The following is a 12118-nucleotide window of genomic DNA, read 5'->3' as shown; positions in this document are numbered from 1 at the left end:
TGACTAACGCCTTGTAGTGATTTTGTTGGCAACGGAAACTGTCGGACGCTGGGCTTAGACTGCGCCGAGGGCCGAACAAAGGGAGCGTTCAGTGCGCAAGGTACTCATCGCCAACCGGGGCGAGATCGCGGTCCGGGTCATCCGGGCCTGCCGCGACGCCGGCCTGGGCAGCGTGGCGGTCTACGCGGACTCCGACCGCGACGCCCTGCACGCGCGCCTGGCCGACGAGGCCTACTCCCTGGCCGGCGACACCGCGGCCGAGTCCTACCTGCGCATCGACAAGCTCATCGACGTCGCGACCCGCTGCGGCGCCGACGCCGTCCACCCCGGCTACGGCTTCCTGTCGGAAAACGCGGACTTCGCACAGGCAGTGATCGACGCGGGCCTCACCTGGATCGGCCCCACCCCACAGGCCATCCGCGACCTCGGCGACAAGGTCACCGCCCGCCACATAGCCCAGCGCGCCGGCGCCCCGCTCGTCCCCGGCACCCCGGAGCCCGTCAAGGACGCGGCAGAGATCATCGCCTTCGCCGAGGCCCACGGCCTCCCGGTCGCCATCAAGGCCGCTTTCGGCGGCGGCGGCCGCGGCCTGAAGGTCGCCCGCACCATGGACGAGATCCCCGCCCTGTTCGAATCGGCAACCCGCGAGGCCGTGGCGGCCTTCGGCCGCGGCGAGTGCTTCGTCGAGCGCTACCTGGACCAGCCCCGCCACGTGGAGGCCCAGGTCCTCGCCGACCAGCACGGCAACGTCATCGTGGTCGGCACCCGCGACTGCTCCCTGCAGCGCCGCCACCAGAAGCTGGTCGAAGAGGCCCCCGCGCCGTTCCTCACCGACGCCCAGCGCACCCAGATCCACGAGTCGGCCAAGGCCATCTGCCGCGAGGCCGGCTACCACGGCGCCGGCACGGTGGAATATCTCGTCGGAAACGACGGAACGATCTCTTTCCTGGAGGTCAACACCCGCCTCCAGGTGGAGCACCCGGTCAGCGAGGAAACCACCGGCATCGACCTGGTCCGCGAGCAGTTCCGGGTCGCCGACGGCGAAAAGCTCCGCTTCGACGCCGACCCCACCCCACGCGGCCACGCGATCGAGTTCCGCATCAACGGCGAGGACCCCGGCCGCAACTTCCTGCCGGCCCCCGGCACGGTAACGGTCCTGACCCTCCCCACCGGCCCCGGCGTGCGGGTGGACACCGGAATCGAGCCCGGCAGCGTCATCGGCGGCAACTTCGACTCCCTGCTCGCGAAGGTCATCGTCGTGGGCGAAACCCGCGAGCAGGCCTTGGAGCGCTCCCGCCGCGCCTTGGACGAGATGGTCGTGGAGGGCATGGCGACGGCTCTCACCTTCCACCGCAAGGTGATCCGCGACCCGGCCTTCACGGACGAGCCCTTCCGCGTCCACACCCGCTGGATCGAGACCGAGTGGACGAACGACGTCCCCCCGTTCGCAGCGCCGGCCGGCCCCATGGCCGACCCGGAACCCCGCACCACGGTCGTGGTCGAGGTCTCCGGCAAGCGCCTGGAGGTCACCCTCCCCGCTTTCTCCGCCGCCGCACCGTCGTCCTCCCCCGCGGCCACCCCACGCAAGCGCTCGGCGTCGAAGAAGCAATCGGCCGCAGCCAGCGGCGACGCGCTGACCAGCCCCATGCAGGGCACCATCGTGAAGATCGCGGTGGCGGAGGGCGACACGGTAGCCGAGGGCGACCTGATCGTCGTCCTGGAGGCCATGAAAATGGAACAGCCTCTGAACGCCCATAAGTCAGGCACCATCACCGGCCTGACCGCCAAGGTCGGCGAGGTCGTCTCCGCCGGCACCTCAATCACCGAAATCAAGTAACCAAGCGCAACGCAGAATTACGCTCCGCAGTCACTCAACGTCTCAGTTTGATAGCGCATGTTACGGTGGATTAAGCGGAGTGACCGCCGCCGAGCTCGTCCCGATTTCGCCTGACACACCCACAGCGCGGCGGCCTCAACTCGTCGGGGATGCGCAGGTCAGGGCTAGGCAGCGGACTCGGGATGCGCGGGCCAGAAGCCAGGCGGCGGGCTCGGGATACGCGGGTCAGAAGCCAGGCGGCCGACTCGGGGTGCGCGGGGTCAGGGCTAGGCGGCGGCGTGGGCGCCGGTTCGGGCGTGGATGGGGACCGCGACCACCGCCGTGCCGTACGCGCACAGCTCGACCCACGTGTTGGTCACGTCGCGGTGGTCGAAGCGCATGCCGACGATGGCGGTTGCGCCGCGGTGCTCGGCGGCCTGGACCATCTGTCCCACCGCACGCGAGCGGGTTTGGACCAGGAACTGGGACATGTCCTGGCCGGGCCCGCCCTCGGTGGACCTGATGCCTACCGCGAACGGGTTTCGGGAGCTGGCGACCACCCCCAGAACCTCTCCGAGCACCGCGGTGATCTCGAAGCCGGGGAGGCCCTCAGTCGTTACAACCATCACGACGCGATCGTATGGAGATATATCGGGTTTCGAGGCGATCCAGTCCGAATCATCCGGACTCTGACCCCGGTGGCTCCCCCGAACCTGCGGGGCTCATTCCGAGCTTGCTGCACGCGCGCCGGGCCGCGGGGCCGAACCGCGAAAAACGCCATGCGCAGCCAGGACGGCGAACCGCTCGGCACCGGCCAGGCCGCGCGGCCGAGACGCCGAACCGCCGCGGGCACAGCCGAGACGCCGAACCGCCGGGGGCCACGGGCCGGCCGCGCGGCCGCGACGCCGAACAGCCGAGGCACGGGCCGGGCCGCGCGCCCGGGACGCCGAACCGCCGGGACGCGCGGCCGGGACGGCGAACAGCCGAGGCACGGGGCGGGCACGGCCGCGGACGGCGACCGGAGTCGTCGTGCGCGGCCGTTTGCGACCAGAACGGAGTGGCGTCAGCCCTGGCTGACCTGGGCGGCAGGCGTCACCGTGATCGACGCCGCGAAACGGAGCAGGACGTCGGTCGGTAGGAGAGCCCTCGCGGCGATCTGCAGCAGCAGGGAACGGCCGCCCGCTACCGGGATCAGCAGGGTCTGGCCCTCGTCCGAACTCGTCAGCCAGGCCTTGCGGTCGTTGATCTGGACCTGGGTCGCCTGGCCGCCGCCCTTTGGCTCGGTGCCTGGGGATTCGTCGAGCATGACGGCGATCTTGTTGACGTACGACGGGTCGGGGGCCACGCCGGGCGGGCAGAACGTGACCGAGGCGGGGCTGATGTTGTCCACCGTCCAGCCGGAGGGCATCAGTTTGAAGGCGAAGGGGGACTGGGCCTTCTCGCCGCCCGCGACGACCTTCTCGGCGTAGGTGACCAAGTCTGCCGCGGTGCGGGCCGGGGTGATGTCCAGGGTCAGCCAGGTTGTGGAGTCGGGCTGCCAGACCAGGGTGCGCTGGAGGTCGGTGTACGGGTTGGTCGGGTCGTCGTCGGACCACCGCCACTCGTAGACCGTTGCCGGCTTCTTGCCGACCGTTGCCGATGCGGGCCTTGCCTTCGACGTCGGGCTCGGCGGGCGCGTGTGGTACTCGGTCATCGTGGCCGTGCCCTTGCCGGCGGGGCCGAGCTGCTGCATCAGCGTGGCGCGGCCCGCGGTGAGCATGACCGTCGGCTTGCCGTAACCGGAGACCGCCGGCGGGGAGAACGGGAAGGTCACCGAGGTCGGGACCGTGGACTCGACCAGCGCAACCGTGGCCGGCGTGGCCGGGGCGGCCGTGGTGGACGACGTGGGGCTCGCGATGGGCGTCGCAGGTGCGCCGCCCGCGGCCGCCTGAGGGGCGGGCGTGCCCTGCAGGGCGAACGGGATCGCGGCGCCGATGGCGACCAGGACCGCCGCCGCCGTCGAGAGCGTTGCCAGGCGGGCGCGGCGGCCTCGGCGTACCGACTCGGTGGTGACTGTGGAGAGCAGCGCGGCGCCGGGCGGGGCCTCGGCCGCGTGCATGCGGAGGGCCTCGCGCAGGCGCTCCTCGACGTCGTCGTTGATCATGTATGGCCTCCCGGCGCGGGGGCGACCCGGCGTACGGCCAAGGCTGCCCGAAGTTTGTTCAGCGCGTGGAACGCGTGGACTCGAACGGTGGAGGTGGAGCAGTTGAGCAGGCGGGCGATCTCCGCGTCAGGGAGGTCCTCGTAGTAGCGCAGGACCATCACGGCGCGCTGGGAGCGGGGCAGGGCGGACAGCAGGGACCACATCGCGTCGGCCTCGACGACCCGGCCGGCGGCGTCCTCGGCGATCGTTCCGGGCAACGCGTCGGGCAGGTCGGCCACCGGGCGTTCGGTGAACGAGCGGCGGCGGCGCCAGGAGAGGTACTGCCGCAGGATCGCCTTGCGCACGTACGGCTCCGGGCCTTCGGCGCCGACGATGCCGGACCAGCGGCGGTGCGCGCGCACCAGCGCCTCCTGCGTCAGGTCCTCGGCCAGATGCCGGTCCGCGGTCAGCAGGTACGCAAAACGCAGCAGCGCATGCGACCGGCCGAGCACGAACTCGGTGAACTCGACCTGCATGGGCCTCCTTCCCCCACTTGCGTAGACGAGGCCGGAGGGGTGGTGCGTTTACGGGTCGCGCGGGGTCGGGTCGTTGTATTGGCCGGAGCGGCCGGCGTACGCGTGGCCGTCGACGATCGGCCAGGCGTTGGCCGTGCAGCCGTGCAGGCCGAGCGTCTGCTGCTGCATGACCGGCGCCGGGCGGCCGGGGCCGGGGCAGAGCTCGTGGCCGTGATAGAGCCGGTGGCCGGTTTCGTGGTTGATCACGTACTGCCGGTAGGTGACCAGGTCGGCGCCGTAGTCGGGCACGCCGTGCGCCCAGCGGGCCACGTTGATGACGACGCTGTCGCCGTTGCGGCAGCTGGTGTACCGGTCGTAGGAGCTGTTGCAGAGCCGGTCGCGGGTCGCCGGGGTGACCAGGTAGATGGTGAAGTCGTAGTGCTCGCCGGCGCCGGCCCTCCGCAGCCGCCACTGGCCGGTGCCGGGCCAGCTGCGCGGGTCGGCGAAGACGGCCTCGACGGCCTCGGCGAAGCCGGCGGCGGATATGCCGGTGATGTCGCGTTCGACCGCGATCCGGTACTCCAGCAGCTTGCCGGCGGTGCCGGCGACCGGGCCGCCTGCGGTCGCGTAGTCGTAGGTCCGGCCGCCCACCGCTGGGTAGGCGATCTCGGGCACGGCAACGGTCGCCGGTCCGCGGGTGGCCGGTGCACTCTCCAAACTCTCCAAACTCTCCAAAGGCGACGGGGCGGGAGGCGAGGCGGCGACGGAGGGCGCGGAGCACGCGGCGGTCAACAGCACCGCGAGCCCCGCGCCGATCATGGGAGGTACCTTCACACGGGAACAGACGAACCGGGCACCGCCGCGCGTTTAGGCGGCCGGCACTCGGCGGCGAGCAGATCCAGCGCCGCCGGCACCGGCAGCTGCGCGACGGAGCCGTCGCGGGAGCGCAGCGAGACGGTGCCGGCGGCCAGCTCGTTCGCGCCGAGCACGGCCACGAACGGCACGCGGCGCACCGACGCGTCGCGGATGCGGGCGGCGAGGCTCCCGCCGTACACCTCCTCGACGCGCAGGCCCAGGGAACGACAGTGTTCGGCGAACCCGCGCACGACGGCGTCGCCGACCGGGAGCACCTCCACCTGCACGGGGGCATACCAGGCCGGAAAGGCGCCGTCGTGTACCTCGATGAGGTGCGCGAACAGCCGTTCCATGCTCCCGGCCGCGCTGCGGTGCACCATGACCGGGCGCCGGCGGGCCCCGCCGGCGTCCACATAGGACAGGTCGAACCGGGCCGGCATGAAGTAGTCGACCTGGACGGTGGCGAGGGTGCTCTCCCGGCCGGCGTAGTCGCGCAGCTGGATGTCGATCTTCGGACCGTAGAACGCCGCCTCGCCCGGCGCCTCCTCGTAGGGCACGCCCGCGGCCTCGAGCGCGCGGCGCAGCACCGCGGTCGCGCGTTGCCACATCGGCGGGTCGTCGACGTACTTGGCGCCCTCGCCGCGCAGCGACAACCGCCACGAGGACGGCTCGAAGCCGAGGGCGGCGTGCGCCTCCCGCATCACCTCGAGCGCCGCGACGATCTCGGACTCGACCTCGTCCTCGGCGCAGAAGACGTGCCCGTCGTTGAGAGATATCGCGCGTACCCGTGCCAGCCCGCCCAGCACGCCCGAGCGCTCGGCCCGGTACTGGCCGCCGATCTCGCCGATGCGCAGCGGCAGTTCCCGGTAGGAGCGCCCGCGCGAGGCGAACACCGCCGCGTGGTGCGGGCACAGGCTCGGCCGCAGGACGAAGGCGTTGTCCGGGTCCAGGGCCATCGGCGGGAACATGTCGTCGGCGTAGTGCGGCAGGTGGCCGGATCTGTAGTACATCTCCGCCTTGGCCAGCGGCGGCGAGTACACGTGCTGGTAGCCGTTGCGGCGTTCCAGGTCGAGCAGATAGTCCTCGACGGCGCGCCGCGCGGCCGCGCCGCGGGGCAGCCACAGCGGCAGCCCGGCGCCGACGAGCGGGTCGGAGTGGAAGAGCTCGAGCTCTCGCCCGAGCCGGCGGTGGTCCTGCATGTCGACTCCTCACAAAGGGGAGCGCGCGACTCGGGACACGAAAAAGCTCCGGAGCGCAACGCCCCGGAGCTGAAGCTGAACGTCGGTCAGCGCCGCCGGGGAAGGCCCGGCGTCGTCGTGGACAGTGCGCTGCGACTCATGCGACCAACAATAGCGTGCCGCCCGCCGACGACTACGGGTATAAACGTTCGGGTGCCCGAAGGTCACACCATCCACCGCCTCGCCGAGCGGCACCGCAAGCTGTTCGCCGGCCGCCCGGTCGCGGTCTCGAGCCCGCAGGGGCGCTTCGCCGCGGACGCGCTGCGCGTCGACGGCCGCGTGCTCGAGGACGCCTCCGCGCGCGGCAAGCACCTGTTCCACCACTACGAGGGCGGCGAGACCGTCCACGTCCACCTGGGCCTGTACGGCAAGTTCGCCGACGGCGACGCCCCGGCACCGGCGCCGGTGGGCGAGGTGCGGATGCGCATGGCCGGCGGCGAGCACTGGCTGGACCTGCGCGGGCCCGCCGCCTGCGAGCGGCTCGACCCGGCGCAGCTGGAGGCCCTGCACGCGCGGCTCGGGCCCGACCCGCTGGACGAGGCGAGCGACGGCCTCCTGGCGTACCGAATCATCAAAGGCTCGACCCGTCCGCTCATGGCGCTGCTCATGGACCAGGCGGTGGTCGCGGGCGCCGGCCTCATCTATGTGACGGAGTCGCTGTTCCGCGCGGGCCTGCCGCCGACGACGCCCGGCACCAAGCTCTCCCGGCGCCGCTGGGACGCCATCTGGCACGACCTGCGCACGCTCATGCGCGCCGGCGTGGCCGAGGGCCGCATCGACACCGTCCACAGTGCACACATGCCGGAGGCGATGGGCCGTGCGCCGCGCGTGGACCGCCACGGCGGCGAGGTCTACGTCTACCGGCGCACCGGCCAGCCCTGCCTGGTGTGCCAGACGCCGGTGCGCACCGCGGTGCTCAATGCGCGCAACGCCTACTGGTGCCCGCGCTGCCAGAAGGCCCGCTGATGGTCGCCTCGGTCGAGATGTACCTGGACGAGCGCTCGACCCGCCGCATCCGCGTGCTGTGGGACCAGCTCGAGGAGATGGGCGTGCAGTCGCTGCGCACCCCGCACGAGGGCCGCCACCGCCCGCACGTCACGCTCGCCGTCGCCCGCGAGCTCGATCCGGAGGCGGTCGCCGAGGCGCTCGCCGGCATCCGGGTCGCCGAGCCGCTGCGGATCAATTTTCAGTACTCCGGTGTCTTCGTCGGCCGCGTCGTCTTCCTCGGCCCGGCCCCGACGCCGGAGCTGGTCGCGCACCAGGCCCGCGTGTGGGGCCTGCTCGACGCGGCCGGCATGGAGACGCTGCCGCTCTACGCGCCCGGCGAGTGGGTCCCGCACTCGACGGTGTCGATGCGCGTGCCGCGGCCGCTGCTGACCGACACGCTGCGCCGCTGCCTGGAGTCCCTGCCGATCGACGCGACGGTGACGCGGGCGGCCGTCGCCGACTACGCCCGCGACATCTTCCGCGAGATCCCGTAGGACCGCCCGTCAGTCCTCGTCGTGCTGCATGAGCTGGCGGGCGGCCTCGGAGATCGATCCCGAGATCGACGGGTAGATCGTGATCGTGTGCGCCAGCTGGTCGACGCTGAGGTGGTTCTCCACCGCCATCGCGATCGGCATGATGAGCTCGCTCGCCTTCGGCGCCACCACGACGCCGCCGACGACCAGCCCGGACGCCGGCCGGCAGAAGATCTTCACGAACCCGTCGTCGAGCCCGTCCATCTTGGCCCGCGCGTTGCCGGCCAGCGGCAGCATGACCGCCCGCGCCGGCACCCGCCCGCTGTCGATGTCGGACTGCGTGATGCCGACCGAGGCGAGCTCGGGGTCGGTGAACACGTTGGCCGCGACGGTGCGCAGCTTCAGCGGCGCGACCGCCTCGCCCAGCGCGTGCCACATCGCGATGCGCCCCTGCATGGCGGCGACGCTGGCCAGCGGCAGCAGGCCGGTGCAGTCGCCGGCCGCGTAGATGCCGGGCACGTTGGTGCGCGAGACCCGGTCCACCGTCACGTACCCGCCCGGCGCGACCTCGACCCCGTACTCCGCGAGCCCGAGCGCCCCCGTCTGCGGCACCGAGCCGACGCACATCAGGACGTGGGAGCCCTCGACGGAACGCCCGTCGGCGAGCTCGACGACGACACCGTCGGCGGTGCGCCGAGCCGCGGCCGCGCGCGAGTTGTTGAGGATCGTCATGCCGCGGGTGCGGAAGACCCGCTCGATCGCCATCGCGGCGTCGGGGTCCTCGTGCGGCATGACCCGGTCGCGGCTGGAGACGAGGGTCACCTCGATGCCCATGGCCAGGTACGCCGACGCGAACTCGGCGCCGGTCACACCCGACCCGACGACGATGAGCCGCTCCGGGAGCTTCGGCAGGTCGTACACCTGCCGCCAGTCGAGGATCCGCTCCCCGTCGGGCACCGCGGTCGGCAGCACGCGGGGCGTCGCGCCGGTGGCGATCAGCACGATCGAGGCGGCGATGTCATACGGAGCGTCACCGTCGGCCGGGGTCACCCGAACGGCGTGAGTGTGACCGAGCGTGTCCTCACCGAGGCGCGCAGTGCCCGTGACGAACTCGACACCGGCCTTGACCAGTTTGGCGTGAATATCGCCGGACTGGGCGGCCGCGAGCCGTTTGACCCTTTGGTGCACCGCGGGCCCGTCGACCCGCACGTCGGGCCCCGCGGGCCCGATGACCCCGAACGCCTCGGTGTCGAGGTGTGCGGTGACGACGGAGGAGCTCGCGATGAACGTCTTCGAGGGCACGCAGTCGTGCAGCACGCAGGCGCCACCTGCGCCTTCGGCCTCGATCACGGTCACCTGGGCGTCCAGCTGTGCCGCGACCAGCGCCGCCTCGTAGCCCGCCGGTCCACCTCCGATGATCACGATCCGGCCCACGCCAGCCACCCCTCCTCGGCATTCCCACCGTATTCTCCCTCGCCCGGCCAAGCCCTCCGGCCTCGGCCCCGCCGAGACCCAACCGGCCAGAATGCCGTCAGCCTTTCGGCTGGAGGCCATCAGGCCAAGGGCCGCCGGTCCGGCCACACCGGGCCCGAGTTCGCGTGGCCCGAGGTTCGCCCAGGTAGAGCCCGGATAGAGCCCTCGGTGGCGGCCGGATTCACCCCGAGCCGAGGTTTCGAGCGCCCAAGCCTCGACCGAGGCCGAAGTTCACGCGACCGGGGCCCTCCCCCAGCCGAACGGTGCATGGCGCGCCGACGAGTGGATCCGAATCCGACACGCTCGGCAGTATTCTCTCGACACCCGGTCGGGTCTATCGTCATCGCCGTGCGTCATTACGCCGCGTATGGCTCGAACCTGGACCCCGCCCGCATGCGGGCCTACTGTCCGTACTCGCCGATGATCGGGACCGGCTGGCTCGAGGGCTGGCGGCTGACCTTCGCCGGGGAGGACGTCCTGGGCTGGGAGGGCTCCGTCACGACGATCGTCGAGTCGCCGGGCGACCGGGTCTTCGTCGCGCTCTACGACGTGCACCCCAACGACGAGAAGCAGCTCGACGAGGTCGAGGGCGCCCTGGCCGGCACCTACCGCAAGCTGCACCTGCGCGTGGCCACCCTCGACGGCGAGGAGACCGCCTGGGTGTACGTCTTCAACGGCTACGAGGGCGGCCTGCCCACCGCGTGGTACCTGGCCGAGATCGCCAACGCCGCCGCAAAAGCCGGCGCCCCCGCGGACTACCTCGACGCCCTGCGCGCCCGCCCGACGAAGACCGCGATGCCCTAGGGCGGGACCGTCACCGTCCTCTCGTACATGTCAGCCGCGAACGCGACGCTCATCCCCACGCCCGCATAGAGGCTGTAGGCCCCCGTCGGGTTGGTGAGGTCGACGCCGAGCCCCGCGCTCGTGCGCCCCTTGGCGGCGTAGATCGCGAACGCGGCGCGCAGCAGCGCTCCCCCGATGCCCGCCCGGCGGTGCCCCCGCAGCACCGCGAGGTTCTTCACCCAGCCCTCGCCGCGCTCGAGGCCCTGGTCGGCGGACTGCAGCACGCCGACGATCTGTCCGGAGATCTCGGACACGAGCCACTCGTCCCAGCTGATCGAGGGCAGCGCGGCCAGCGATTCGCGCCACGCTTCGTAGGACATCGGCTGGAAGTCGGGCGTGTCGGCGAACGCGGTCTGCAGGACCTCGTGAACGCGCCGCATCTCGGCCTCGTCCTCGGCCCGGACGGCGCGCACCATGGGGACCGTCCCGTCGCCCCCGGCCACCGCCCGCGCCTCGGGAGACGCCCGCGCGTCGTCCCCGGTCAGCGGGCGGGTCATGCGTGCGTGGCGCTTGCGGAAGACGAAGCCGTGCGCCCTCAGCGCGGCGATGTAGTCCTCCTCGCTCGCCACCGCGCCCGCCCGCAGCGTGACCTCCGACCGGCCGGCCTCCCGGGCCCGCTCGGCCACCCGCGGCAGCGCCAGGTCCAGCAGCGGGCCGTAGGCCGCGGCGCCGCGGCCAGGCACGGCATAGACCTCGACGTTGTCCCGCGGGCCGCGCTCCGGATTGTCCACATAGGCCCAGGCGGACGGCGAGCCGTCCGGGTCGAAGGCCAGCCACGAGTCCACAGCCGGGTCCTGGTTGGGCGCGGTCAGCGTCGACACCACCTCGTCCTCGGTCCAGTCCGGCTCGCCGACGGTCGCCTCGTCGCTGGCCCGCGTGACGGCCAGGATCGCCGCCACGTCCCGCAGCGTGCACCCCCGCACCGTCCAGCTCGGCAATCCCGTCAGCTCCATACCCAGAACCTAGTCGGGGGGTACGACAAAATCGGCTACGCCGGCAGCTCCTCCTGCACCGACTGCACGGCGGCGTCGAGGAGGTTGACGAGCTCGGTGCGCTCGGCCGGGGCGAGGGCGCGGAAGGCCTCCCCGGCGATGCGGTCGGTCAGGGCCTCGGCCCAGCTGCGGCGGCGTACCAGGGGCTCGAACGCCGGAAACGGCGGCTGCCAGCCGAACGCCGTGGCCTCGGCCTCGCCGTCCGGGCCGGCGATGATCGCCTCCAGCGGGGTCAGGCCGCTGGCACGGATCGCCAGGAGGTGGGCGGCGCCGCGGTGCTCGCGCAGCAGGTGAGCCAGGACGGCGGCACGGGCGCCGGGCGAGTCGTCGGGCAGCGGCATCGCGCGCCAGGCCGCGAACAGCGGCATGCCGGCCGTCTCGGCGCTGACCACCACCCGCTCGGCCAGCTCGACGAGCTTGGGCAGCGCGTAGAAGCTCTCCAGGTGCTCGCGGCCCCAGCGGCAGCACTCGTCGAGGTTCTCGGCGGCGACCTGCTCCGGCGGGGCGACCTTGCGCGCGGCGTCCCAGCCGTCCTGGACCGCTTCCGGTGCGATGAAGCCCAGCGCGGCCGCGACGGTGTCGGCGCGCACGTCGCCCAGGGCGCCGCCGCGGCCGGCCACGTAGAAGGCCCAGCCGGTCAGGCCGATCTGCCGGGCGCGCCGCATGGTCTTCGGGTCGTCGCTGAAGGCGCCACCCAGCACCAGCACCGCCCGCTTCGCCGCCGCGGCCGCCTGCTCGGGAGTCACCCGGGTCATTCTGCCCTCCCGCACGGATCACGGTGAAGACACTCGTTCGAGTACGAAC

At 72.4% G+C, this 12118-nt stretch carries 12 protein-coding genes; 4 read left to right on the top strand and 8 right to left on the bottom strand.

All coding sequences use genetic code 11. From position 1 onward, the window contains the following. The first annotated feature begins 91 nt into the window (after nt 1–91). Nucleotides 92–1837: an acetyl/propionyl/methylcrotonyl-CoA carboxylase subunit alpha gene (locus ABD901_RS11785; protein WP_345124374.1), complete on the top strand. Its 1746-nt coding sequence runs from the start codon at nt 92–94 to the stop codon at nt 1835–1837. A 266-nt stretch (nt 1838–2103) separates the two neighbouring features. Here ABD901_RS11785 and ABD901_RS11780 read toward each other — a convergent pair whose 3' ends face one another. From ABD901_RS11780 to thrS, 5 genes are all read right to left on the bottom strand, one after another. Further along, nucleotides 2104–2442 (bottom strand): YbjQ family protein, encoded by a 339-nt coding sequence (locus ABD901_RS11780; RefSeq protein ID WP_345124607.1) that lies wholly within the window; start codon nt 2440–2442, stop codon nt 2104–2106. Nucleotides 2443–2879: 437 nt separating this feature from the next. Then, nucleotides 2880–3959 (bottom strand): hypothetical protein, encoded by a 1080-nt coding sequence (locus ABD901_RS11775; RefSeq protein WP_345124371.1) that lies wholly within the window; start codon nt 3957–3959, stop codon nt 2880–2882. Beyond that, nucleotides 3956–4474 carry a SigE family RNA polymerase sigma factor gene (locus tag ABD901_RS11770; protein ID WP_345124369.1) on the bottom strand — a complete coding sequence of 173 codons (519 nt, stop codon included), beginning with the start codon at nt 4472–4474 and terminating at the stop codon, nt 3956–3958. The genes ABD901_RS11775 and ABD901_RS11770 overlap by 4 nt, the downstream gene beginning before the upstream one ends. A gap of 48 nt (nt 4475–4522) precedes the next feature. Further along, nucleotides 4523–5272: a DUF3152 domain-containing protein gene (locus ABD901_RS11765; protein ID WP_345124367.1), complete on the bottom strand. Its 750-nt coding sequence runs from the start codon at nt 5270–5272 to the stop codon at nt 4523–4525. A gap of 11 nt (nt 5273–5283) precedes the next feature. Then, the gene (gene thrS, locus ABD901_RS11760) at nt 5284–6507 is read right to left on the bottom strand and encodes a threonine--tRNA ligase (RefSeq protein ID WP_345124365.1); all 1224 of its coding nucleotides are present in this window, start codon (nt 6505–6507) and stop codon (nt 5284–5286) included. A 192-nt stretch (nt 6508–6699) separates the two neighbouring features. Between thrS and ABD901_RS11755 the strand changes: the two genes are divergently transcribed. Next, on the top strand, nt 6700–7512 hold the full coding sequence (locus tag ABD901_RS11755; protein WP_345124363.1) for an Fpg/Nei family DNA glycosylase: 813 nt from the start codon (nt 6700–6702) through the stop codon (nt 7510–7512). Then, nucleotides 7512–8027, top strand: a complete 516-nt coding sequence (locus tag ABD901_RS11750; protein WP_345124361.1) for a 2'-5' RNA ligase family protein — start codon at nt 7512–7514, stop codon at nt 8025–8027. Before ABD901_RS11755 ends, ABD901_RS11750 begins: the two co-directional genes overlap by 1 nt. A 9-nt stretch (nt 8028–8036) precedes the next feature. Here the strand turns inward: ABD901_RS11750 and ABD901_RS11745 are convergent, their stop codons facing one another. Continuing rightward, a complete protein-coding gene (locus tag ABD901_RS11745) occupies nt 8037–9449 on the bottom strand; it encodes an NAD(P)H-quinone dehydrogenase (RefSeq protein ID WP_345124359.1) in 1413 nt (470 codons plus the stop codon). A 378-nt stretch (nt 9450–9827) separates the two neighbouring features. Between ABD901_RS11745 and ABD901_RS11740 the strand changes: the two genes are divergently transcribed. Further along, nucleotides 9828–10283: a gamma-glutamylcyclotransferase family protein gene (locus ABD901_RS11740; protein ID WP_345124357.1), complete on the top strand. Its 456-nt coding sequence runs from the start codon at nt 9828–9830 to the stop codon at nt 10281–10283. Here ABD901_RS11740 and ABD901_RS11735 read toward each other — a convergent pair. Beyond that, nucleotides 10280–11275, bottom strand: coding sequence for a GNAT family N-acetyltransferase (locus ABD901_RS11735; protein WP_345124355.1), 996 nt, complete (start codon nt 11273–11275; stop codon nt 10280–10282). The genes ABD901_RS11740 and ABD901_RS11735 overlap by 4 nt on opposite strands. 35 nt (nt 11276–11310) lie before the next feature. Beyond that, the gene (locus tag ABD901_RS11730; protein WP_345124606.1) at nt 11311–12060 is read right to left on the bottom strand and encodes an SCO6745 family protein; all 750 of its coding nucleotides are present in this window, start codon (nt 12058–12060) and stop codon (nt 11311–11313) included. Nucleotides 12061–12118: the final 58 nt, after the last annotated feature.

The organism is Dactylosporangium darangshiense, from assembly GCF_039537565.1.
Lineage (GTDB): Bacteria > Actinomycetota > Actinomycetes > Mycobacteriales > Micromonosporaceae > Dactylosporangium > Dactylosporangium darangshiense.
Note: the sequence above shows the minus strand (reverse complement) of the source record. Positions and strands in the feature narration are given on the sequence as shown.